This window comes from Hyphomicrobiales bacterium (assembly GCA_002869065.1).
Taxonomy (GTDB): Bacteria; Pseudomonadota; Alphaproteobacteria; order Rhizobiales; family Rhodobiaceae; genus Rhodobium.
Map to the genome: position 1 here is coordinate 20,746 of PKTR01000007.1, position 23,107 is coordinate 43,852.

Below are 23,107 nucleotides of genomic sequence, written 5' to 3' on the forward strand. Positions count from 1 at the left end.
CCGGACAGTGCCCGGCATTGTCCCGTCCGTGGGATCAGAACGCGGCGCTGGCCTTGCGTCCGGCGATCTCGTCGAGCTGTTCCTGCTCGTGCGCCTCGTGCTCCAGGCGTTCCCGTTCCTGGTCGCGCTCGTGCAGGATTTCGATCTTCTTCAGTTCCTCGACCGCTTCGGCAAGCAGATCCTGCGCGGCCTCAAGCTGTTCATCGAGATCGTGCACCGAGGTGAGCAGATTGTCGCGCCGCTGCCGGGCCGCCTTGGCGAAGGTCGGATAGGCGAAGTGGCTGACATCGTCGATGCCCGCCCGTTCCTGTTCGGCGATGATCTGGTCGTCAAGCTCCGCAGCCATGCGCGCGAATTCCGCCTTCATGGTTTCGATCTGCATCACCTGGCGACGTTTCTCGTCGACCTGGAACTTCTTGAGCCGAATGAGGCTTTCTCTTGATTTCATTACTCAGTACTCCCCGAAATCCAGGCCATGTTACCCCGCAGTGGTTGCCAAAAGGTTGGCAAGCTGCTGATAGCCCTCTTCAAGGCGCGTAACCTCGTCTTTTCCTTGGCCCAAAAACGCTTCGAGCGGCCCGTTGAGGCGGATCGCTTCATCCACTTCCGGGTCCGATCCACTGCGATAGGCGCCGAGTCGGATCAGTTCTTCCATATCCGCATAGGTCGCCAGGAACCGCCTCGCCTCGCGCAGCAGGTCGCGCCATTGTTCCGGCGTCGCACCCGGCAGGGTTCGCGATACCGACTTCAGCACATTGATCGCCGGATAGCGGCCGCGCTCGGCGATCGCCCGCTCCATCACGATATGACCGTCGAGAATGCCGCGCACCGCATCGGCAATCGGCTCATTATGATTGTCGCCCTCGACCAGCACCGTGAAGAGACCGGTGACGGCACCACTCCCGCGCCGGCCGGGCCCCGCCCGTTCCAGCAGCCGCGGCAGTTCGGTGAAGACGGTCGGCGTATAGCCTTTCGACGTTGGCGGCTCGCCGGCTGCAAGGCCGATCTCGCGTTGCGCCTGGGCGAAACGGGTGATCGAATCCATCATGCACAGCACATTCTTGCCCTGATCGCGGAAATATTCGGCGACCGACAGCGTCAGATAGGCCGCCTGGCGCCGCATCAGCGCTGGCTCGTCCGACGTTGCGACGATCACCACGGCGCGCCCGATGCCCTCTTCGCCGAGATTGTCCTCGATGAACTCCTGCACCTCGCGGCCGCGCTCTCCGATCAGACCGATCACCGAGACGTCGGCGTCCGTATTGCGCGCCAGCATCGACATCAGCACCGACTTGCCGACGCCGCTGCCGGCGAAGATGCCCATGCGCTGACCGTTGCAGCAGGTCACGAAGGTATTGAGCGCCCGCACACCGAGGTCGATTGCCGCACCCACGCGCGCGCGTTCATGTGCAGGCGGCGGCGCGGCGCGCAGCGGATAGGCATCCGCGCCCGAGGTCAGCGGCCCCTTGTCGTCGATCGGTTCGCCCATCGCATTGATGACGCGGCCGAGCCAGGACGGTGACGGCCGCACATTGGCTTCCCCGCTGGTGATGATCGCCCGGCAGCCCATGCGCACGCCTTCGAGCCGGCCGAATGGCATGCACAATGCGCGGTCGTCGCGAAAGCCGACCACCTCGGCCAGCATGCGCGGCCCATGCGCCGGCTCGACCGCCAGCCGCGACCCGACACTCATCTCATGCAAGGGGCCGGCAACTTCAACCAGCAGCCCCTGCACGCCGACGACGCGTCCGAAGACTTCGGTCCCGCGGAGTGATTCGATTTCGTTGATGACCGATTCCACGATTTCCCCGAATCAGAATTGCGCTCGATGGTAACGCTTCATTTACGCCTTTCGTCAAACATACCTTACCGAGGGCTTAACAAAGGAGGTCTCCCGGTAACCATCCCATGGCTCCAACTCGTGAGTCATTTGAATCACTTAGAGTGATTTATAAAGCTCTGGAACGCGTCGCTTTACGTTACGAGAATCGTCGCTGAATCAGGACTCTGGGACAAAATGCCGAGAAACCGCCTTAAGGCACTTCCACCGCGAATCAGATTTTGTTAACCATTGTGTCGTAGCGTTTCAAATCAGGTTGACAGGGATTTTTTCGCAAACACCGGGCATCACGCGGCAGCGGGTGCTTGAAGGAATGCGTTTGAGGGGATTGGCATGCGCGTACTGCTAATCGAGGACGACAGCGCCACCGCCCAGAGCATCGAACTGATGCTCAAGTAGGAGAGCTTCAACGTCTATACGACCGACCTCGGAGAAGAAGGGGTCGATCTCGGTAAGTTATATGATTACGACATCATTCTGCTGGATCTGAATCTGCCGGATATGTCGGGTTATGAAGTTCTTCGGACGCTCCGTGTCTCGAAGGTCAAGACACCGATCCTCATTCTGTCCGGCCTTGCCGGCATTGAGGACAAGGTTCGCGGCCTCGGCTTCGGCGCTGACGACTACATGACCAAGCCGTTCCACAAGGACGAGCTGATCGCCCGTATCCACGCGATCGTGCGTCGTTCCAAGGGGCACGCCCAGTCGGTGATCAACACCGGCGAGCTCACCGTCAATCTCGATACCAAGACTGTCGAGGTCAACGGCCAGCGTGTGCACCTGACCGGCAAGGAATACCAGATGCTGGAGCTTCTCTCGCTCCGCAAGGGCACCACGCTGACCAAGGAGATGTTCTTGAACCATCTCTATGGCGGCATGGACGAGCCCGAACTGAAGATCATCGACGTCTTCATCTGCAAGCTGCGCAAGAAACTGGCAGCGGCAACCGGTGGCAAGAACTACATCGAAACGGTGTGGGGACGTGGCTATGTGCTGCGCGAGCCGGACGAAGACGCGGTTCGCGAATCCGCCTGAACGGAGGGCGCGAACACCGAGTTACAAAAACGCCCGTGCCTTCTCTGATGAAGTACGGGCGTTTTCGTTTGGCCACGGTCGGGAGCCCCAGCTGGGGAATTTGCCGCCATTTTTTCAGGGCTTGTTGAGCGAAACTCGAAATTCAACTTGATTACGCCACACTTGTCCCGCTAAATCGGGTTCATCGAATTTCGGCCCGACCGGCTCTCCTGTCACCGTCGAAAACTTCCGGTACAGGATACCTAGCGCTCCCATACCAGAAATCGATCTCACGCTCAGGGTCACGAGGATCAGGAGCATAACTACCTACTTCCTGGAAAGGGAACACTATGCAGAACGGAACCGTTAAGTGGTTCAATGGCCAGAAGGGCTATGGCTTCATTCAGCCGGACGACGGCGGCAAGGACGTTTTCGTCCACATCAGCGCCGTCGAGCGCGCCGGCCTCAACGGCCTCAATGACGGCCAGAAGGTCGCCTTCGAAGTTGTCGCCGACCGCCGCACCGGCAAGTCGTCGGCCGACCAGCTTCAGCTCGTCGACTAATTTTCCGTACCGGTCGGCGTTGCCGACCGAATGACGGACAAAAAACAAAAGCCGCAAGGGATCCACCCTTGCGGCTTTTTTGTTGTTCCGTTCGCCCGCCGAACAGGCGCGGCGCTTATTGGCGCCGCAGCGTCGCCAGGTTCGCGGTCGCTGCTGCCAGACGCGACGTCGCCGATGACGGAGACGACAGCGACGACGCCGGCGTTGCGGCGGGCTTGGCCGGTGCAGCAGCCGGTTTCGCCGGTGCGGCACCGAGTGTTCCCGTCGCACGTACCGCCGGTCGCGGCGTGACCGCACCGCCGGCCTTGCCGTGATTGACCTCATAGAGGCCGCGTTTGTTCTGCGCGGGCACGAACGAGTCCGTGAGGCCAACAACCGTCTCGGCCGCGCCGAGCACCAGGAAGCCGTCATCGGGCATCTGCTTGCGCACCCGGTCGAGGATCTCGACCTTGGTCGGCTGGTCGAAATAGATCAGCACGTTGCGGCAGAAGACGATGTCGAACTGGCCGAGCGAGCTGAACGATTCAAGCAGGTTCAGCTTGCGCCACTGAACCATCGAGCGCAGCTCCGGCGAGATCTGCCACATATCGCCCTGCTGGGTGAAATATTTCAGCAGCATCTGCACGGGCATGCCGCGCTGCACTTCGAACTGGGTGTAGATCCCGACCTTCGCCTTTTCCAGAACGTCGGTCGACAGATCCGTGCCGATGATCTCGACCCGCCAGCCGGCCAGCTTCGAGGCATGCTCTTTCAGGCTCATCGCGATCGAGTACGGTTCCTGGCCGGTCGAGGCCGCGGCGCACCAGATGCGGATCTTGCGGCTCGACGCACGCTCCTTGAGCATGTGCGGCAGCATGGTCTGGTTGAAGTGCTCGAACGGGGTCTTGTCGCGGAAGAAGAACGACTCGTTGGTCGTCATCGCCTCGACGACAGCGTCCTCGAGCGCCTTCGCGCCATGCGACTTGATCTTTGCGACCAGCTCGCTGACCGAACTGAGTCCCTGCTTGCGCGCGATCGGCAGCAGCCGGCTTTCGACCAGATACTGTTTTTCGTTGGCAAGAACGAGACCGGACCGCGTTTTCAAAAACGTCTTGAGGAATTCGTATTCCGCCGGGGTCATTAGCGACCTCCCTGCAGAACGCGCATGATCTTCGGCCCGATATCATCGAGCGGAAGAACATCGCTGCACACGCCGCTATTGGCCGTCGCGCCGGGCATGCCCCACACGACGCTGGACGCTTCGTCCTGCGCAATCACGCTACCGCCGCCCGACGAAATCACGCCAGCGCCTTTCGCGCCGTCGCTGCCCATTCCGGTCAGAACGACAGAAAGCACTGCGCTGCCATAAGCGCGCGAGACGGATTCGAACATCGGATCGACCGCCGGCTTGCAGAAATTCACCGCCGGTCCGTCGTTCAGACGAATGATATTGCCATGGTCGCCCTTGGCCAGAAGCATATGCTTGCCGCCCGGCGCCACATAGATGCGCCCCGCGATCACGGATTCACCGTCTTTGCCCTCGGCAGCAGGACGACCCGCCGCCTTCATCAGATGCTCGGCCAGGATCGCCGTAAACGTCGGCGGCATGTGCTGCGTGACGAGCACGGGAATGTCGCCGATCGCCCGGCCGATGACACCGAACAGCTTGGTCAGCGCCTGCGGACCGCCGGTCGAGGAACCGACCACCAGGATCCTCGGCTTAACGCTCGAATAGGGACGCGTCGCGAAGCCGCCCGAGCGGGCGACCGCGGGCGCTGCGGCAGCCGCATGAGCCGCGGCAGGTGCCGCACCACCGGGGCGCGCGAAACGCGACGTCGGCGCAGCAGCCGGCTGAGCTGCGTGGCCGGCGCCGGCCGGCGCGCCGCGATGCATGCGACGACGACGACCACCGAGCTGGCGGATCTTTTCCAGAAGGTCGCGACGGAAATCGGTCGAGGTGGTGATGCCGCTGTTCGATTCCGGTTTCGGGACATAGTCCTGCGCGCCGAGCGACAGAGCCTTGAGGCTGACCTCGGCGTTCCGACGCGTCAGCGTCGAGGCCATGATGACCACCAGATCGCGCTTTTTCTTGAGCAGCAGAGGCAGTGCGGTCAGGCCATCCATTTCCGGCATTTCGACATCGAGAACGACGACATCGGGGTTGGCGCGCTCGACATCCTCGACCGCAGCGCGACCATTGCGATGGGAGGCGACGACGGCCATTTCGGCATTCTCGTCGATCCAGCGCGACAGAAGCCCGCGAACCACCACGGAATCATCGACGACCATCACACGGATGGGGTCCGTCACAACCCCGGTGGTGGCAGTAACGTCTCTAGCGGGCAAGCTCATCGTGGAACCCCTATCGTCAGATCAAACCGACTTCTTGAAATTTCGCCTCGACGATTTCGCGATCGAAGGGCTTCATGATGTATTCGTTGGCGCCGGCACGAATGGCCCGCGCAATATGGGCCACGTCGTTCTCGGTGGTGCAGAAGACCACCTTGGGTCCCTCGCCGCCCGGCTGCTTGCGCAGATTGGTGAGAAATTCCAGGCCGTCCATGACCGGCATGTTCCAATCGAGCAGGATGGCGTCCGGCATGTCGGCCTTGCACTGATCGAGAGCCTGCTGGCCGTCGGCCGCCTCGCTGATGGAAAAATCCAGATCCTCGAGAATACGCCGTGCCACTTTCCGAATGACGCTGGAATCGTCGACCACAAGGCAATGGGTCATTGACACTTCTCCTTAAGACCGTCTTACGCGGCCATTGACTGTACGAAGCCTTAGGCGGCGACCGGTTCGGTCATTGTTTCAAGCAGTTGAGCGACATCGATGACGACCAGCAACTGACCGTCGAGACGATGGACACCGCTGGAAATCATTGCCCAGCGGGAATCCAGATTGGCCGGACGCGGTTCGCGTTCGTTGACGTCGAGGTCGAGCACTTCGCCGACCGAGTCGATGATCAACCCGTAGGACTCGCCCTTGAACTCGATGCCGACGGCCATCGTGTTGGCGCCGCGCTCGCGCGGCGGCAGGTTCAGCCGGCGACGCATGTCGATCGCCGTGACGATCCGGCCACGCAGGTTGAGCACGCCGGCCACTTCCGGCGAAGACAACGGGACGCGGGTCATGCTGTCGGGCATGAACACGTCATGGACCTGGGAAATGGGCAGCCCGAACAACTGCTCGGCGATCATCACAGTCACATACTGGATGGTCGAGGAACCGCCCGCGGTGTTTTCGTTTGCCTGGCTCATGCGGCCACTCCAAGCTCGATATTCGTGACATCCTTGATCGCCGAGATGAGACCCGGCCGGTCGAATTTCGCGACGAAGTCGTCAAAGCCGACATCCCGCCCGCGTTCGATCGATGACGGCGTGCAGACTGCCGAAACCGCGATGACCGGCAGATGCGACCAGCGCTGATCGCCACGGATGGCCTCGGCAAAGGCGTAGCCGTCCATCTCCGGCATCTCGACATCGGTGACGATGACGTCGAAGCGGCGCCCGTCTTCCATCCGTGAAAGCGCTTCGGCGGCCGACGATACCGTGGTGACGCGATAGCCGGCGGCCTTGAGGACCGGAGCCAGCATGTCGCGGAAGAACGGCGAGTCGTCGACGTAAAGCAGCGACTGCCCTATCGGCATCGCGCGCGTCTCGTTGCGCTGGAACCAGTCCGGGAAGGCGAGCGGCAGGTAGTGGCCGATATCGATCACTTCCGTCGCCTTGCTCTTGATGACGGCGGAACCGAGGATACCCGGCGTGTCGGACTCGACCTCGATCTGCAGGCGATCCTCGACGATGTCGACGATCTCGTCGACGACCAGGCCCATCGAACGGCCGGAGTCGGAGAACACCAGCATCGGCTGCGTGCCTTCCGAGCGGCGCGTCATGCCCGGATTGACGTAGACCAGCGGCATCAGCGAGCCACGGTACTGCACCAGGTCGCGACCGTTCGAATGCTCGATCTTGTCGATATCGAACTCTTCCAGACGCGTGACCAGCGACAGCGGCACCGCTTTCGGCTCTGGCGAACCGGCGCGGAACAGGAGCAGCGAGAGCTGTTCGTAACCGTCGTTGACCGACAGTTCCTCTTCCTTCGTCTCCGCGTCCTCGACGCTTGCTCCGATCTGCGCCGACAGATGCTGCGCCACCCCGTTCGGATCGATGATCATGATCACCGAACCGTCGCCGAGAATGGTATTGCCGGAGAACATCGTGATGTTGCGCAGCATCGAGGTCATCGGCTTGACGACGATTTCCTCGGTGTGGAAGACGCCATCGACGACGATGCCGAACGACTGGCTGCCGACCTGCATGACGACGATGAAACCGGTGTCCTCATCGATCTCGATGTCTTCGGCCTCGCCGGATGCGATGCCCAGCATGCGCGACAGGTGCACCAGCGGCAGCAGCTTGTTGCGCAGCCGCAGAACCGGCGTATCCTTGATCCGCTCGATGCGGTGCTCCGACGTCGCCTGAACGCGGACCAGTTCGACCACCGAAAGCTGCGGAATGGCGAAACGGTCGCCGGAGGCCTCGACGATCAGCGTCGAAACGATGGCCAGCGTCAGCGGGATCTTGATGATCACGGTCGTGCCCTTGCCGGGCACCGACTTCAGATCGATGTTGCCGCCGATCACTTCGATGTTGTTGCGCACCACGTCCATGCCGACACCGCGGCCGGAGACGTTGGTAACATTCGCCGCGGTCGAGAACCCGGCCGCGAAGATGAACTTGTTGATCTGCGATTCCGACAGCTTCTCGAATTCGGCTTCGGTCGACAGACCGTTGGCGATTGCCTTCGCCTTGATCTTCTCGCGATCGAGACCGCGACCATCGTCGGCGACCTCGATGATGATGTGACCGCCTTCATGATAGGCCGACAGGGTGATGGTACCCTTTTCCGGCTTGCCGGCGCGCACGCGATCCTTCGGCATCTCGAGACCGTGGTCGGCCGAGTTTCGGACCATATGGGTCAGCGGATCCTTGATCAGTTCCAGCACCTGGCGGTCGAGCTCGGTATCGGCGCCGACCATGTCCAGTTCGATTTTCTTGTCGAGTTCCTGCGCCAGGTCGCGGACGATGCGCGGCAGCTTCTGCCAGGCGTTACCGATCGGCTGCATGCGCGTCTTCATGACGCCTTCCTGCAGTTCCGCAGTCACGTTCGACAGCCGCTGCAGCGGTACCTTGAACTCGGAGTCCTCATGCCGGCGAACGATTTCAAGCAGCTGGTTGCGGGTCAGCACCAGCTCCGAAACCATCGTCATGAGATCTTCCAGCGTCTCGACATTGACGCGGATCGACTGGCTCGAAACGCTCGCCTTCTTGGCGCCGCCGCCGTCGCGCTTTTCGCGCGCATTGGCCGCCGCACTCGGTGCGGGAGCGTCCACCTTGGCCGCCTCCTCTTCCGGCTCGGGCTCGGCGGGAGCACCAGCGACCGCATCGTTGTCGACCTCGGTTTCCCGGAAGGCGCGCTCCAACTCGTCGAGCGAGACCTCGCCCGGACGCAATCCGCGCTCAAGTTCCTGGTAGACGAGTTCGCCGACACTGCTTGAAGCATCGCCGTCAGCGGCTTCAGCGTCCGCATCGGCGGCCATTTCCGCTTCCGCTGCATCCGCGCTTTCGGCTTCGGCCTCCATGGCGCCTTCTTCGGCCAGCGCCATTCGCTCCAGCTCGACAATCAGGTCGCGGTCGTTGCCTTCCGGCTCGACTCCCTCATTGGCTTCGAGCTCACCCAGCAATTCCTTGATTCGATCAAGAGAATTAAGGATCAGCGACACCGCCGTCGGGGTCACCGGAGCGCCGTCCCGGAACTTGCCCATCAGCGTCTCGGCCGCATGTGCAATCGCTTCCAGCCGGGGAAGACCAAGGAACCCGCAGGTCCCCTTGATCGTGTGCACCAGGCGGAAGATGTTATCCAGGATCTTTGCGTTGTTCGGTTCCTGCTCGAACTTGACCAGTTCGACGTCGACAACATCAAGACTTTCGGCAGTCTCGGTCAAGAATTCTCGGAGGAGATCGTCCATTTTTCTTTGCTCTCGAAAGGGCCAGGGGACACCGGGAGTCTTCTCCCGGGGCTCTCATGACCGAGTTTCGGAGCCAAGAGTTAAGATAAGTTGAAAGACAAACGCCGAAAAAGAATAAATACCCCAATCAATTCGAAACAGATCGTGCAACAACCTCAACGGATTCTCCAACAAGCTCGACCGACAGCGTCATGTTACACGATCGCGCCAGCATTCCGGCATAGACCGGCTGCACGATGTGAGCGTCGAGTTGCTCGAGCTCTATGTCGCCGGCGAGCTTGGCGGCAATGTCGGCGGGAACCCGTGCGTTGGGGCCGGTGCAGACCAGACGGAAATTCGGCGCGCTCGCCTCGCCTTCGATGGTCAGATCGATATTGCCGCCGCGCGGGATCGCCGAACTGGCGATGAGGATGAGATTGAGCAGCAGCTTGACCCGGTTCTTCGCCATCAGAACGCGCTGCGCTGTCCAGGTGAGCGACGGCTTTTCGCCTTCCATCAGGCCCTGAGCGACCTTTTCGGCGTCGCCCGTGTCGATTTCCGCGCCTGCCGACCCCGCCGCGCCGAACGCCAGACGGGCGAACTGCAGCTTGTTGGAAGCCTGCTTGGCGCTCTTGCGGATGAGCTCCATAGCGAAGCCCTCCATCTCACCGCCGCTGTCCTCTTCGAGCACTTCCAACCCGTTATTGATCGCGCCGACCGGGCTGATGATGTCGTGACAAACCCGACTGCACAGGAGCGCAGCGAGATCGAGCGGGGAAACGTCAGTTGCCTTGACCATCACAAAAAGCTCCGGGAATACGTCGAATCAACAGCTCTCGATATGCACAAAGGCATACACAAGGCGCCCGACACTGCAAGCCGAGCAACAATGCCGACGGCGCCGACACGAAGACGAAAGCAGACAGGGATCAGCGCGGAAGACTGTTCTCGAGCGCCGGCCAGCGATGTTCGCCATCGCGGGCGAAGGCACTCGCATCCATCTTCCAGATCGTGCGAGCCGACGGCGAGAGAAAGAAATAGAGCCGCTGCTCATGGATCGTCCAGACATGAGGATTGCCCGGCGCCACGGACCCTCTAGCAACAGCCAGTGCGTCATACCCGCCAAACCGCGGCTTGTAGATATCCGGAGCGGACTGGAACGCCTCCATGTTGCCCTTGTTGGCGAACCGCCAATAGGCACCTTCGAAGGCGATCTCGAAATCCGACGATCCAAGCCGCGGCTCGCCGTCGACGAAATAGGCGACCGGATCATAGCCGTTCAGGGCAAGTCCGGTCATCGGATCGACCACGATCCGCTCGGTGGTGACCGCTCTCGCCACCCCGCCGATGACAAACAGCGCAAGCACGGCCAGCAAAATCCGCGCGCTATGCAACGCCATAGTCCACCCCTGCCGATGGCCGCGACATCCCGGCCCCGTCTTTGCCCGATTTCGACTACACTCTTGCATCGATTCGGCTCCCTCGCCTTCACGATAGACCCTAACCGGGCAACGGTGAGCCTTCGGTTAAGACCGCCGACGGCAGTCGTTCAGCATCGTTGCGATCGACCCCGGCAAACGACGAAAAAAGGACGTCCCGATGCGAAACCGTGTCCGCAGCTCCCTCTTCGCACTGGTGGCCCTTGTGTTGGCCGCGGCGACCTTGGCGCCGGCTCATGCTCAGGGCGTACAGGGCAAGTACTCGACCAACGAACTCGTCGACTCCGGCCACCGTTTCTTCGGCGGCGTGTCCGGCGGCCTCGCGACGCTGATCGAAAAGATCGTGGAAAAATACGGCCAGCCGAACGGCTACATCCTCGGCGAAGAAGGATCGGGCGCCGTCGTCGGCGGCCTGCGCTACGGTGAAGGCACCCTGTTCACCCGCGATGCCGGCCAGCACAAGGTCTTCTGGCAGGGCCCCTCGCTCGGCTGGGATTTCGGCGGTGACGGCGCACGCGTCATGATGCTGGTCTACGAACTGCCCTCGATCGACACGATCTACCGCCGCTACGTCGGTGTGAACGGCTCGGCCTACGCGATTGCCGGCTTCGGCATGACCGTGCTCGCCGCCGACAACACTTACGTCGTTCCGATCCGGGCCGGCGTCGGCGCCCGCCTCGGCGTCAATATCGGCTATCTGAAATTCACTCCGCGCGCGACCTGGAACCCGTTCTGATCGGCGCTCGCCGCAAGAGCTGGATAGTCACGAAGGCTGGCAAGTTGCCGCAGGAATGGGTAGGTTCGCTCGCAGACGCGACGTCGTCCGCGCGATCATCGGGCGGGCGCCACCCGAAAGGGGCCGGAACGGAGACTGAGGCGTGATCCAATCCGCAATGTATTTTGCTCTCGGCTTCCTCGTCTGCGGGTTGCTGGGCCTGATCGTTCTCCATTTCGTCTGGCGCCGCACCGTGCGCCTTACCTCACGCCGCATCCACGCCGCCGTGCCGACCGAGATCAGCGACATCCGCGCTGAAAAGGACCGCATGCGCGCCGAGTTCGCGCTCGCCACCCGCAAGCTGGAAAAGCTGCTCGACGCCGAGAAGGAAAAGAACGTCCGCCAGCGGCTCGACCTGACGGCGCGCGATGAAACCCTGCGGGCCATCGTCGCCGAACGCGACGCGAAAGCCGAAAGCGCCGGCGAACTGCTCGGCCGCGAGGAGGAACTGCGCCGCACCCTGCGTTCCCGCGAGGACGAGCTGCTGCGCAATACGAGCAAGCTGCGCGAAGTGGAGCGCCTGCTCGACCAGCGCTCGAAAGAACTGGAGGCCTACCGCGAAACGCTGCACGGCCAGGCCGGCGGCCGCGAAAAGGTCGAAGCGCTGTCGAAGGAAACCGACACGGTTTTGCGGCTGCAGCAGGAGCTCACCGAACGGTCCAGCGAGCTGGAAACCCTGCGCAAGCGCCTCACCGAGCAGGAAGAGGAAAACGCGACGCTACGCATCGGCCTTGTCAATCAGGACCTGACGTCCAAGGCAGCGGCACAATCCGAGGCATCCGAAGCGCCGAACGCGCCTGCCGACAGCACCGCCGAGGCCATGCCCGACAAGCTTGAGCAGGCCAGCCTGTCGGCCCGTATTTTCGAACTCGAGGCCCGCAACGCGGAAGCCCATGCGGAAATCGAGCGCCTGACCATCGAACACGAACAGACGATGGCCATGCAGACCAGCGGAAGCGATCCGGCGCTTCAGGCGCTGCGGGGCGACAAGGCGATGCTGGAAAGCCGGCTCGCGGATCTCGCCGCAGAGCGCGACCGGCTGCTTGCGGAAAACGCCGAGCTACGGGCCCGCGGTTCGCTTGCCGCCGGACCGGCCGACATCGAGATCGCGGCCGAGAGCGAAACCCTGCGCGACGAGTTGAAGGACATCGCGGCAAGCGTGGCGCATATGACGGCGCTGATCGAAGGCGAAGGATCGCCGATCACCGCCCTCGTCGACCAGGCCGGAGGCGATGTGAGCGCGGCCAGTATCGCCGCACGCATTCAAAAGCTGCGTGACAAGGTCGACGCCGATCGCAGCGCGTCCGCCGGGTAGAGCGGAAACCGATCGCCGCGCGCCTCGGCACCGCCACCAACAGGCCTACCACTCACCCTCGGTCGGGATATTCAGCACCGTTCCGCAATGCTTGCAGTGGACGGAATCCGGATCGTGCCGGTTCAAGCCGCATTGCGGACAGGCGTAATTGACCTTGTGCGGCCGGAAAATCGTCTGGACGAGCCGCAGAAACAGCGCCACGCCGAACACCATGATGACCACCGCGACCGTGCGTCCGAGCGTATCCTCCATGGTGATATCGCCGAATCCGGTGGTCGTCAGCGTCGCCACGGTGAAATAGAGCGCATCGAAATAGTTGTTGATATCGGGGTTCCGACGCGCTTCGACGACGTAGACGATGGCCGTTGTCACGAACACGAAGACAAACAGATTGATCGACGACTGGATGATCTCTTCGTTGCGGCGGAAGAACGCGGAAATCTTCCGCAGTTCGTGCAGCACGTGATAGGAGCGCATCAGGCGCAGCATCCGCACCACGCGCAGGAAGGCGAGGTTATCGAGCAGAAGCGGCGCGATCAGCGAGAAGATCACGACAAGATCGACCAGCGAGGAAAACCGGAAGAAGAAGCGGAGCGGACGGTTCGCAACGATCGCACGGGCGACGAAGTCGATCATCAGGATACCGGCGATCGGCAGATCGACCACATGGATCGAGGCATTCGGCTCCATCATCGACGACACGATGAAGAAGGCGACGGTCACCAGATCGAAGCCAAGCAGCAGAAACCGAAAAACGCGTGCTTTGGTGTCGGAGCCGTAGTATAGCGCGCGCAGCGCCCCGCGCAGTCCGCCGACGCTGTCACCATCCTCGTTGTTTTCGCTGTCGGCCATCCACGTCCCAACCGTTTGCCGTAGTGTTCCCCGCCTCCGCGCGTCAAAGAGCGGAATCGGATCCGTGAGACAGAAAAGACGATGGATTGCGCCCGGTTTCAACCCCGGGCAAACGGCTTAGCGGGCGAGGTATACCCCGGTCCCGACCGGGCCAACGCCGGGCGGCACCGGAACATCAGTTGCGCCATAGTTGGTATTCAGCACGAGATTGGGCGAGGATTGCAGTTCCAGCCGCTCGGCGACGATCGCCGTATAGGCCGACTGGTCGGCAACCGTGTTGGTCGCATCGATGATCAGAACGCCCTTCGGCAGATAGATCGTGCCGAGCCCCTTGTCCTTCAGCGAATTGGAATAGACCGAACAGGTCGGCGCCGTCAGCCGGGCCTCATCGTCGAGCAGTACCGTGGCGCTCTTTCCGTCCTGCAGTCCGATGACGCAGATGCGGCCGCCGCCGGCGACGCGCGCCCGGGCATAGACCGCGACGTTGAAAGCGTCCTGCGCGATCATCGACGCGAAATTGGCATCCACCTTCTTGGTAAGCCGAACCTCGACCGCATCGCCACCGCTGCTGGTACGTACCGACGAGTCCTGCGTCTGATCCTGAACGACTTCGGCCTCGATGGTCAGCGTACCGTTGTCGTCTGCGGCGTTCTCTCGCGCATAGGTTTTCGCGACCGCGATGACCTGGTGTTTGCTGGCGTTGGCGAGATAAAGTTCCTGCGTCGCGGCAAGCGCGGCAGCATCGGCCACCGACTGCAATTGCGACCGCTCATTGACCGCATTTGCGAAATCGAGCGCGAACACAGCCCCGGCCGCGAGGACCGGAATCAAGAGACTGAACAGAACAGTCATGTTACCGCGTTCGCAATGCAAGAAGCGCATCATTTCAGGCCAAGTCCCGATCTCACAATTCTTGTTGTTGGCCCGATCAATACTCTGAAAGAATGCAAAAACAGCTAAATTTTTGGGTTTATTTTCTCCTAAGAACGGGCGCTCAGCGCCGATCGCGAGCCGCCCCGATCGCCTCCGGAACCATCGTGAAAATGGATTTGGAAGAGTGGCCCGGTCCTAGTCGACGACCGTACGCGCAGCCGGGAAATGCAGCGACACGACCGTTCCCTCGCCGACCACGGATTCCATTGCCAGGTCGGCACTGTGCAGATCGGCGATCCGTTTGGCGATCGGCAGGCCGAGCCCGAGGCCTTCCTTGACTCGTACCAGCGGACCGTCGCCCTGCTGGAAGGGTTCGAAGCAGCGGGTGATCAGTTCGGGCGCGATGCCCGGCCCCTTGTCATCGACCTCGAAGACCAGCCCGCCATCTTCGGCCTTACTCGCGGCAACGCGGATGGCAACGCCCTCTCCGCCGAAACAGATCGCGTTGTCCAGCAGATTGGAAAGCGCCATTTCGATCTGCGAACGATCGCAGGCAAGCCGCACGCCGTTGGTCGTGTCTTCAATCGTGATTTTCGCACCGGTCTGGGCAGCAAGGCTGGTGACCGCCTGGCAGGCACTGTCGATCAGCTGGCGCGGCAGATAGTCGTCCTCGTAGAGATCGACATCGCCCGACAGCATTTCGGCAAACCGCATGATATCCGACAGCGTCGAATAGAGCCGCTGGCCGGCCTCCGCGATATGTCCTGAGTATTCGCGGATCGCGTCCGGGCTCGGCGGGGTGATGCCGTCATCTCCGAGCAGTTTGGAAAAGCCGAGAATGGCGTTCATCGGCGTATGCACTTCGTGGCGCATCATCTTCAGGATATTGCCACGCACCTGCGAGGCTTGCTGCGCCTGGTCGCGCGCGTCGCGGATATCGGCTTCGGCGCGGCTCATGCGCATGACGTAACGCAACTGATAGCGCAACAACTGCCAGTTCAGGGGTTTGGTGACGAACGAGGTCGCCCCGACCTGGTAGGCCCGATCGATGGCGCCCATATCCTCGCGGCCGGTGATGACGACAACCGGCAGATTGGCGAACCGCTCGTCGGACCGAACGCGCGCGATCAGGTCGAACCCGTTCAGCCGCGGCATGTCGAGGTCGACCAGAAGCAGGTCGCAGGCACCGGTGTTGAGCTTGTCCCAGGCATCGAGACCGTCGAGCGCGGTGCGCACCGAGACCGTGCCATCGTTCAGTTCCATCGCCGCGAATTCGCACAGAATGGGGTCGTCGTCGGCAACGATAAACGTCGCCGGCGCTTCGGAAATCGCCACCGCTTGCGGCTGAAAACCTTCTCTCTCCGCTGTCATGGATCCGCCAAGCGAAAACACCATTTCCCCGTCCTCCATGGCCGGAGCATGCCACCAAGGAGTAAAGGCGCGGTTAGCCGCCGCGATTAACCGGATTCTAAGCCGCCGGCCCTATGGTCGTCGCAAATGGGACGAACGTACCGTGGCCGCCAATCGGCGACAGGCACGGCAGCATCAGGAAAGACGGACGCGTTGGCTAAACGCAAGCAACGGAGCACCCTTGCCCGAAAACTGCTGCTGATCGTCGTCGCCGCCGTCGGCTCTGCGACCATCATCATGACCGGTGTCTCGATCATGCGCGAGACAGCCGGTTACATGCATGCCAAGCGCGACGAACTGACCGCCGCCGCCCAGGTTTTCGCCTCCGCCACTGCCGAAGCCACACTGCAGAACAACCGGTTTTCCGCCTTGCAGTCGATGCGCGCCATCGCCCGCATCCCCAATCTCGATTTTGCCCGGCTGGAAACCGCCGACGGCGCGACACTGGCGGCAGTCGGCACAGCCGCAGTGCTCGAACGTGACCTCGATCTTCAGGCCGACGCCGAACAGCACGACTTCCTCGGCCTGTTGACCAGCCGGCGCATCAGTGTGTCGGCACCGGTGATCAAGGGCGGCAACGAGATCGGCCGCCTGACACTGGTCGCCAGCAACCAGGACCTGATCAGCCGCCTGATCGAGAACATCACGACGATCCTCGCCGCCGCGGCAGTGGCGCTGGCAATCGGCCTGCTGATTGCCTCGCGCCTGCGCCGGACGATCACCTCGCCGATCAATGCGCTGGTCACCAGCATGAACACCGTCCGCGACACCCACGACTACGATGCGAGCGTTGCACTCGGCAAAGCCAACGACGACAGCAGCCGCGAAATCGCCAACCTGATCGACGGCTTCAACACCATGCTGTCGGAAATCCGCACCCGCGACCAGCGCCTTGCCGAACACCGCGAACACCTGGAACAGGAAGTCGCCGAACGCACCGAGGATCTCTCGCTCGCCAAGGCCGCCGCGGAATCGGCGAACCACGCCAAGTCCGAATTCCTCGCCACGATGAGCCACGAAATCCGCACACCGATGAACGGCGTGCTGGTGATGGCCGACCTGTTGAACGCGACCGACCTGCCGCCGCGCCCGCGCCGCTATGCCGAGGTCATCGCCAAATCGGGTCGCAGCCTGCTCGCCATCATCAACGACATCCTCGATTTCTCGAAGATCGAGGCCGGACGCCTTGAGCTGGAGGAAATCCCGGTCGATCTCGTCGATGTCGCCGAAAACGTCATTGGCCTGTTCTCCGAACGGGCAGCCTCGAAGGGCATCGATCTCGCCGCTGTCGTGGCGCCCAACGTGCCTACACGGATATCGGGCGATCCGACCCGGCTCGGCCAGATCCTCGCCAACTTGGTCAACAACGCGCTCAAGTTCACCGAACACGGCTATGTGCAGTTGAGCGTCGAAACGCTCGGCAGCGCGCCAGGCTCCATCGCCATCAAGGTCAGCGATACCGGCATCGGCATTCCCGAGGACAAACTCGAGACGGTCTTCTCCGCCTTCTCCCAGGCTGATCAATCGACCACCCGCCGTTTCGGAGGCACCGGCCTTGGGCTCGCCATCACCCGTCGGTTGATTGATGCCATGGGAGGCGAGATCGTCGTCACCAGCAAGCTCGGCGAAGGCACGACCTTCACCATCACGCTTCCGGTGAACGCACTGGCACCGAAGGACGCTGCACCCGCCCTGCCCGCCATGACCGTCTTCTACGCAATCGATGGCAGCGCGACCCGCAATTCCCTCCTTGCCAGCCTGCAGGCACTTGGCTGCAACAGCATCGGACTTGCCCCCGACGCGCGCCTGCTGCCCGGCAAGGCAGACCTTGCGATCGTCGATGCCGCCTGCGCGGATAGTGGCCTGACACCCCGCCTGCGCAACAATGCAAAGGCGATCGTTCACCTCTCCCGCCTCGGCGAAACCATCGGCGACCGCCTGCTTGCCAAAGGAACGGTGGACGCGCTTCTCCACCCGCCGCTCGCACGCGCCGACCTTGCGGGCATGCTGCAACGCCTGGCCGCCGGTGAAGACCTTGAAGGCGCCGCCCATACGACAGCCGAGAACACCCTCGCATCCTTCGTCGGTCGGCGCATTCTCGTTGCCGACGACAGCCCGGTGAACCGCGAAGTGGCGATTGAGGCCCTGACGCGGCTCGGTGCCGAGATCGACACCGCCGCCGATGGCCGCGAAGCCTTCGCAGCGGTTCGCTCGAACGACTACGATCTCGTGCTCATGGACGGCAGCATGCCGAATATGGACGGCTTCGAAGCCACCAAGGCGATCCGCGCCTGGGAGCGGGACATGGAACGCAAGCGGCTACCCGTCGTGGCGCTCACCGCCCATGTCGTCGGCGCCGCCGCGGAAGCCTGGCGCGGCGCCGATATGGACGACATCCTGCACAAGCCGTTCACGCTCGAAGCGCTCGCCGCCTGCATGGCCCGCTTCATCGAGCCGTCCGCCGGCCACGCACCGATGCCGGTGGATGTAATCGACGAGCCCGCACCAGCCGTGCCGGGTCCCTCGGAGGCCGCCACCGCCGACATCGGCGAGGACGACGAACTGCCGGTTATCGATCCGACGACCCGCGCCCGCCTCGACCAGATGGCCGCCGGCGGCCGCGGCGACTTCGTCGAACGCGTCTTCTCGCTCTATCGCGAACACGCCTCGACGACGCTGGAACAGCTCCGCCCGCTCAGCGAAACTGAGGAGCTTGAGGAAATAACTCGCCTCGCCCATTCGCTGAAGTCGATGAGCTACAATATCGGCGCCAGCCGCGTCGCCGATCTGTGTTCGGGCATCGAACGACGCTCGCGCGAAGAAGGCAGGTCGATGACCGCCGGAGAATTCGCCCAGCTCTCGACCTTCGTCGCCGAAGTCCTTGCCGCCATCGGCGGCGCGCCGGACAAAGCCGGCGAAGCAGACGACCCGCGCGACATGCGCGACATCGCCTGACGGGCATCCAACGCACTGGCATCGGCACCCATACAAAAGGCCGCCCCTTCCGGAGCGGCCTTTCCTGTTTCGCCAGACTATTCGAACAGTCTGATGGCCGTTCGAGCAGTCTGATGGAGCGGTGCTGATCACCGCCGAGATCGACTGCGGCAGGCGGCCCCGCCGCAGTCAAATCACGCTGCGCTTACGGGCAGACCCAGACCGGGCCAACGGCAACGCAGCCACGACCACGCCAACCCGGAGGCGGGCGATAGAAGCGACGGCCGCACGACCGCGGACGGCAACGCGGACCGACGTGGCGGTGCATGGCGCGATAGCCCCAGCGCGGCACGTAACCCCAGCGGCAACGACGATTGCAGCGGTGGACCTTCGTCACACCCTCGTCTTCCAAGATCGACAGGACAGAAGCCGCCGGCGCCTTGGTCACACCCGGACTGACCGGCGCGGCGGCAGCCGGCGTAACGGCTCCGACCACGACCGCCAGCCCCAGCATCAGAAACAATGACCGAATAAAGGACATTCATCCCTCCTTTGGGCAAAAGCCCGTTCACTATGTCACTTGCGACGCTGGCAGTCGCCATTCGCAAGATGTTTACGGGCCAATCTTAAACCCGATCTTTCCGACCGACTGTGACGCCGATCACTATCCGACCCCCCGGATCCCTTTGCGTTGCCGTAATGCGCTTATTCGACGCCGGTTCCCTCGTGCACGAGGTCATCGAGCAAGGCGTTGACCGCGTCGAGCGCCTCTTGCGAGCCATCGGCATTGCCGCCCTGGAGCAGCTTGTAGCCGGCATAGACCATGCCCGGCTCGTCGGCGCGCTCGTAGACAAAGATGCTGTAGGGGCAGAACGCGATATTCACCGGATCGGCTTCCATCGCCTTGCGCGACACCACCGCCGAGCAGAATTGAAAAACTTCGGCGTCCGAATAGACCTTAACGGTCGCGCCGACGTCCTCGGCCGTGCGGTTCAGCATCTCGCCAACATGCGCAACGTAGTCGACAACATAGCCGCGATTGATGATGGCATCCTCGATGTCCTGAGCCACGACATCGAACTCGCCTTCGACACTGTAGAGGATAATGCCTTCAGGCGATTCAGCGAGCGCCGGCTGAGCGGCGAACATCACGGCGAAGCCCAGGCCACCAACAAATGCGCTGACTGCGGCCTTGAATAAATTCCTCATCTTCATCGGACTTCCTCCCGTATACGCGTGAAGAGGTGACGTTACGATAACGCGCAACATGCCGAAAAGTCACGCAAAATTCTGAAAGAAAGATAATGCGGTGCGGCATCGGCGCCGGTGCTTCGCCACGCGCGGCGCTATTCCGCAACAACGCGTCCGGACGACGAAGCGTGCAGCGCGTCAATCAGCGATCGAGCCTGGCGATGGCACTTGTGCTCGATCAGCCAGGTCAGCAATTCTCCCGGACGGGACTGCATCACGTCCTGCGATACCGGAACGATATCGAGCTTGCGGACACCATCGCCGAGCGAGACGATCAGCTGGCCTTCGCTTACTTGCAGGCTGTCCGGCAGAACCAGGCTGTGCTCGCCGGCCTTCCACTCAAGCGCACCCAGGCGCCCGTTCTGGTTACGTGCGGAAACAGTCACCGCCTCATCGGCCGCGCGGCGCCACAGCTCGACGTGATCGACCGGGCTGCACCGCGGCCCGGAGCTGTCGACGCTGACCTGCCAGACGGTCGGCTGCCCGGGGATATCGGCGCCGGCTTCCGGGCGGCGCGCGGCGCCAAGAGCCGTCGACTGACCGTCCGGTCCGGTCAGGAAAATGCTCACGGCACCCCAATCGCCATCAGCTCCTTCCTCGACCTCACCGAGGTCGAGCGGACCGTCATGCGGCCCTTCGATATGCAGCACCTCGCCGTCCTGACGGATGAGCGTCACCGAAGCGCCATCGGGAATTTCAAGAATATCTGCGTTGCCGATTTCATCGCCCGGATGGACATCGGGGCCGCCATCGGTGACGGCGATGACAACGGCGCCGCCTTCGGCGCGTGCCAGACCGCATGCGGAAAGCGCGAAAAACAGGATCGCCAAAACCCTGAGAACACCTGCCTTCATTGCCGGTACTCCAAATTCCGTCGCCCTGTCATCATCACATCGTGTCACTTGTCGGCCAACACAAGTGTGACGCCCTGTTCGCCCCGCCGCAAGCGCCCATCATGCATCAGGGTAAGCGGATCCTCCGGATTTTTCGTAAGAACCTGTTGGAAAAGCGCATTCGCCGCCGCATCTTGCCCAGCAAGCGCCGCATAGCCCGCGCGATAGACATCGAGCCATTCCGTATCCCCGCCATCGCTGGATACGGGCGTGAAACAGGCGATCGCCGCCACGCGGCCCTTCAGCACCAGCTCGGCCGCCGGCTGGAACACATGCGTTCCGTCATCGGCAACGACCGCGTCGCTAACCAGAATGCGGGTGCCGAGATAACGGTTTGCCCCTTCGAGCCGCGCGGCCGTGTTCACCGTGTCGCCAACACCGGTGTAGTCGAAGAACCGCGAACCGCCGAAATTGCCGACGATCGCCTCGCCCTTGTGAATGCCGATGCGGGTGGCACCAATCGCCACGCCGCGCGCCGCGAGTTCCCGGCGATGCGCTTCCGAGAACCGATCGATAGCGAGCGCCAGATCAACCGCCCGCGTTGCCTGATCTTCCTGCTCCGCCGGTGCGCCGAAAAAGCCGATCACCGCGTCGCCGACGATCTTGTCGATGGTCGCGTCGGCCTCGGTGAACAGGCCGCAAATCGCATCGAGATAGGCATTGAGGATTGCCGCGACCTCGTTCGCCGGCAACCGTTCAGACAGCGCCGTGAAGCCTTCAAGGTCGGTGAAGACATAGGTGACGACGCGCTTCTCGCCGCCGAGCGTCAGTCCGAGCCGGTGTTCAATGATGCGCTCGACCACCGCCGGGCTGACATAGCGCGAAAAGGCCGACTTGATGAAGCGATGCGCCGACCAGTCCCGGTGCCAGTGAACCAGTGACAGGATCGCGGCCGACAGGATCGCGGCGGCCGGCGGCGCGAGAAGCGGCACGACCAGCCCACCGGCGACCAACAGCCAGATGCCGAGAGCGACGTAGCCGAACACCAGAACCGCAAGCCCGGCGACCCGCGTCCAGGGCCTAAGCGTCAGCACGAACAGCAGGCAGGACAGCACCGCAAGCGCCAGCGTCGTCAGCACACCGCCGAGACGCGGCAACAGCGACAGACGCTCGCCGGCAAGCACCTGTGCCAGCATGTGCGCGTGGATACCGACACCGGCCAGCGCCCCGGCCTTGGTGCCGAGCGGCGCGACGAAGGGAGTCCCGTGCCGGTCGGTCTCCGGCAGATCGGTGCCGATCAGCACGTATTTGCCCGCGAACCACGTGTCGGGAAGCACATTTGCGGCATGCGCCGGATAGACCGGGAAGGCAAAGGGCGCGCCAGCCCCGTCGGTGCGGTAGACGATGCGCTGGTCGAGCGGGGAGGAGTGCAACATCGCATCCGCCGCCATCGCTTCGGCGAGCGAGGGCACCCGCTCGCCCGCGACGACCCGGCCCGTCGACAAACGCCGCACGATGCCGTCGATCTCATCGCGGCGCAGCGCCACCAGCCCCTTGCGACGCTCGCCGAGAAACGTCTGCAGAGCTGCCCCCTGTCGTTCGGAAAGCCCATCCTCGGTGGTGGCGAACCCCATCACCACCGGCGCCTTCGCCGCATCGATGGCGGCACGCAGCCGCGCATCCTTCTCGGCCTCGCTCTTTTGATCGACAAGCACATCGACGCCGATCGCGACAGGCCCGGCGCGATCGATCCGCGCGATCAGGTCGGCGAGAAAGCCGCGATCTATCGGCGAGCGATAGGGCAAGGTCGCCAGCGTGTCCTCGGTCACCGCGACGATGACGATATCGCCGCCGCCACCGGCGCCGAGCGCACGCGTCATGATCCGGTCGACGGCGACCAGCTCAAGCCGATGGACAGCGATCAGCGCGACAACGACCGAGAACAGCGCGACGACAACCGCCAGCGCCCACAGGCGGATCGAACGGCGGGGTACTGGACTGGCTTCACTCACGTCGCA

At 62.7% G+C, this 23,107-nt stretch carries 19 protein-coding genes and 1 pseudogene; 5 read left to right on the top strand and 15 right to left on the bottom strand.

The genetic code is table 11. From position 1 onward, the window contains the following. Window positions 1-34 precede the first annotated feature (34 nt). Window positions 35-448 (bottom strand): flagellar export protein FliJ, encoded by a 414-nt coding sequence (gene fliJ, locus C0606_16990; GenBank protein ID PLX35797.1) that lies wholly within the window; start codon window positions 446-448, stop codon window positions 35-37. 30 nt (window positions 449-478) lie between these two features. Then, complete coding sequence (gene fliI, locus C0606_16995; GenBank protein ID PLX35798.1) at window positions 479-1,801, bottom strand: flagellum-specific ATP synthase FliI; 1,323 nt, start codon at window positions 1,799-1,801, stop codon at window positions 479-481. A gap of 372 nt (window positions 1,802-2,173) precedes the next feature. Here fliI and C0606_17000 point away from each other — a divergent pair. Together C0606_17000 and C0606_17005 are read left to right on the top strand one after the other, a co-directional pair. Continuing rightward, window positions 2,174-2,875 (top strand): annotated as a pseudogene (locus C0606_17000) (DNA-binding response regulator). A 329-nt stretch (window positions 2,876-3,204) separates the two neighbouring features. After that, complete coding sequence (locus tag C0606_17005; GenBank protein PLX35799.1) at window positions 3,205-3,417, top strand: cold-shock protein; 213 nt, start codon at window positions 3,205-3,207, stop codon at window positions 3,415-3,417. A 115-nt stretch (window positions 3,418-3,532) separates the two neighbouring features. Here C0606_17005 and C0606_17010 read toward each other — a convergent pair whose 3' ends face one another. The 7 genes from C0606_17010 to C0606_17040 form a co-directional block, all read right to left on the bottom strand. Further along, window positions 3,533-4,537: a chemotaxis protein CheR gene (locus C0606_17010; GenBank protein PLX35800.1), complete on the bottom strand. Its 1,005-nt coding sequence runs from the start codon at window positions 4,535-4,537 to the stop codon at window positions 3,533-3,535. Then, window positions 4,537-5,685 carry a chemotaxis response regulator protein-glutamate methylesterase gene (locus C0606_17015; protein ID PLX35801.1) on the bottom strand — a complete coding sequence of 383 codons (1,149 nt, stop codon included), beginning with the start codon at window positions 5,683-5,685 and terminating at the stop codon, window positions 4,537-4,539. Before C0606_17015 ends, C0606_17010 begins: the two co-directional genes overlap by 1 nt. Before the next feature lie 79 nt (window positions 5,686-5,764). Next, window positions 5,765-6,130 (bottom strand): two-component system response regulator, encoded by a 366-nt coding sequence (locus tag C0606_17020; GenBank protein PLX35802.1) that lies wholly within the window; start codon window positions 6,128-6,130, stop codon window positions 5,765-5,767. A gap of 50 nt (window positions 6,131-6,180) precedes the next feature. After that, a complete protein-coding gene (locus C0606_17025; protein ID PLX35803.1) occupies window positions 6,181-6,657 on the bottom strand; it encodes a chemotaxis protein CheW in 477 nt (158 codons plus the stop codon). Further along, window positions 6,654-9,428: a hybrid sensor histidine kinase/response regulator gene (locus C0606_17030; protein PLX35804.1), complete on the bottom strand. Its 2,775-nt coding sequence runs from the start codon at window positions 9,426-9,428 to the stop codon at window positions 6,654-6,656. Before C0606_17030 ends, C0606_17025 begins: the two co-directional genes overlap by 4 nt. Window positions 9,429-9,555: 127 nt before the next feature. Continuing rightward, window positions 9,556-10,206 carry a histidine phosphotransferase gene (locus C0606_17035; GenBank protein ID PLX35805.1) on the bottom strand — a complete coding sequence of 217 codons (651 nt, stop codon included), beginning with the start codon at window positions 10,204-10,206 and terminating at the stop codon, window positions 9,556-9,558. Between the two features lie 130 nt (window positions 10,207-10,336). Then, on the bottom strand, window positions 10,337-10,807 hold the full coding sequence (locus C0606_17040; protein PLX35806.1) for a hypothetical protein: 471 nt from the start codon (window positions 10,805-10,807) through the stop codon (window positions 10,337-10,339). A gap of 199 nt (window positions 10,808-11,006) precedes the next feature. Here C0606_17040 and C0606_17045 point away from each other — a divergent pair, with 199 nt between their 5' ends. Together C0606_17045 and C0606_17050 are read left to right on the top strand one after the other, a co-directional pair. Beyond that, the gene (locus C0606_17045) at window positions 11,007-11,582 is read left to right on the top strand and encodes a DUF1134 domain-containing protein (protein ID PLX35807.1); all 576 of its coding nucleotides are present in this window, start codon (window positions 11,007-11,009) and stop codon (window positions 11,580-11,582) included. A 157-nt stretch (window positions 11,583-11,739) separates the two neighbouring features. Continuing rightward, a complete protein-coding gene (locus tag C0606_17050; protein ID PLX35808.1) occupies window positions 11,740-12,936 on the top strand; it encodes a hypothetical protein in 1,197 nt (398 codons plus the stop codon). A 45-nt stretch (window positions 12,937-12,981) separates the two neighbouring features. Here C0606_17050 and C0606_17055 read toward each other — a convergent pair whose 3' ends face one another. The 3 genes from C0606_17055 to C0606_17065 all read right to left on the bottom strand — a co-directional run bounded on the left by C0606_17055 (window position 12,982) and on the right by C0606_17065 (window position 16,056). Next, window positions 12,982-13,788 (bottom strand): ion transporter, encoded by an 807-nt coding sequence (locus C0606_17055; protein ID PLX35809.1) that lies wholly within the window; start codon window positions 13,786-13,788, stop codon window positions 12,982-12,984. A 117-nt stretch (window positions 13,789-13,905) separates the two neighbouring features. Then, the gene (locus C0606_17060) at window positions 13,906-14,673 is read right to left on the bottom strand and encodes a hypothetical protein (GenBank protein ID PLX35810.1); all 768 of its coding nucleotides are present in this window, start codon (window positions 14,671-14,673) and stop codon (window positions 13,906-13,908) included. Between the two features lie 183 nt (window positions 14,674-14,856). Then, complete coding sequence (locus C0606_17065) at window positions 14,857-16,056, bottom strand: hypothetical protein (GenBank protein ID PLX35811.1); 1,200 nt, start codon at window positions 16,054-16,056, stop codon at window positions 14,857-14,859. A gap of 102 nt (window positions 16,057-16,158) precedes the next feature. Here C0606_17065 and C0606_17070 point away from each other — a divergent pair, with 102 nt between their 5' ends. Continuing rightward, on the top strand, window positions 16,159-19,026 hold the full coding sequence (locus tag C0606_17070; GenBank protein PLX35812.1) for a hybrid sensor histidine kinase/response regulator: 2,868 nt from the start codon (window positions 16,159-16,161) through the stop codon (window positions 19,024-19,026). A gap of 684 nt (window positions 19,027-19,710) precedes the next feature. On the opposite strand, the gene C0606_17075 is transcribed toward C0606_17070, so the two are convergent. The 3 genes from C0606_17075 to C0606_17085 all read right to left on the bottom strand — a co-directional run bounded on the left by C0606_17075 (window position 19,711) and on the right by C0606_17085 (window position 23,101). Beyond that, window positions 19,711-20,154, bottom strand: a complete 444-nt coding sequence (locus C0606_17075; GenBank protein PLX36007.1) for a DUF302 domain-containing protein — start codon at window positions 20,152-20,154, stop codon at window positions 19,711-19,713. Window positions 20,155-20,351: 197 nt separating this feature from the next. After that, window positions 20,352-21,110 carry a hypothetical protein gene (locus C0606_17080; protein PLX35813.1) on the bottom strand — a complete coding sequence of 253 codons (759 nt, stop codon included), beginning with the start codon at window positions 21,108-21,110 and terminating at the stop codon, window positions 20,352-20,354. Window positions 21,111-21,154: 44 nt separating this feature from the next. After that, on the bottom strand, window positions 21,155-23,101 hold the full coding sequence (locus C0606_17085; GenBank protein ID PLX35814.1) for a hypothetical protein: 1,947 nt from the start codon (window positions 23,099-23,101) through the stop codon (window positions 21,155-21,157). Between the last annotated feature and the right edge of the window lie 6 nt (window positions 23,102-23,107).

Bases quoted from the DNA above. Each gene is read 5' to 3' on its own strand.
- C0606_17035 (PLX35805.1), bottom strand. From the start codon at position 10,206: ATGGTCAAGGCAACTGACGTTTCCCCGCTCGATCTCGCTGCGCTCCTG.
- C0606_17080 (PLX35813.1), bottom strand. From the start codon at position 21,110: ATGAAGGCAGGTGTTCTCAGGGTTTTGGCGATCCTGTTTTTCGCGCTT.
- C0606_17050 (PLX35808.1), top strand. From the start codon at position 11,740: ATGTATTTTGCTCTCGGCTTCCTCGTCTGCGGGTTGCTGGGCCTGATC.
- C0606_17025 (PLX35803.1), bottom strand. From the start codon at position 6,657: ATGAGCCAGGCAAACGAAAACACCGCGGGCGGTTCCTCGACCATCCAG.
- C0606_17040 (PLX35806.1), bottom strand. From the start codon at position 10,807: ATGGCGTTGCATAGCGCGCGGATTTTGCTGGCCGTGCTTGCGCTGTTT.
- C0606_17010 (PLX35800.1), bottom strand. From the start codon at position 4,537: ATGACCCCGGCGGAATACGAATTCCTCAAGACGTTTTTGAAAACGCGG.
- C0606_17015 (PLX35801.1), bottom strand. From the start codon at position 5,685: ATGGTCGTCGATGATTCCGTGGTGGTTCGCGGGCTTCTGTCGCGCTGG.
- C0606_17030 (PLX35804.1), bottom strand. From the start codon at position 9,428: ATGGACGATCTCCTCCGAGAATTCTTGACCGAGACTGCCGAAAGTCTT.
- C0606_17065 (PLX35811.1), bottom strand. From the start codon at position 16,056: ATGGTGTTTTCGCTTGGCGGATCCATGACAGCGGAGAGAGAAGGTTTT.
- C0606_17055 (PLX35809.1), bottom strand. From the start codon at position 13,788: ATGGCCGACAGCGAAAACAACGAGGATGGTGACAGCGTCGGCGGACTG.
- C0606_17060 (PLX35810.1), bottom strand. From the start codon at position 14,673: ATGATGCGCTTCTTGCATTGCGAACGCGGTAACATGACTGTTCTGTTC.
- C0606_17020 (PLX35802.1), bottom strand. From the start codon at position 6,130: ATGACCCATTGCCTTGTGGTCGACGATTCCAGCGTCATTCGGAAAGTG.
- C0606_17075 (PLX36007.1), bottom strand. From the start codon at position 20,154: ATGTTCGCCGCTCAGCCGGCGCTCGCTGAATCGCCTGAAGGCATTATC.
- C0606_17070 (PLX35812.1), top strand. From the start codon at position 16,159: ATGGGACGAACGTACCGTGGCCGCCAATCGGCGACAGGCACGGCAGCA.
- C0606_17005 (PLX35799.1), top strand. From the start codon at position 3,205: ATGCAGAACGGAACCGTTAAGTGGTTCAATGGCCAGAAGGGCTATGGC.
- fliJ (PLX35797.1), bottom strand. From the start codon at position 448: ATGAAATCAAGAGAAAGCCTCATTCGGCTCAAGAAGTTCCAGGTCGAC.
- C0606_17045 (PLX35807.1), top strand. From the start codon at position 11,007: ATGCGAAACCGTGTCCGCAGCTCCCTCTTCGCACTGGTGGCCCTTGTG.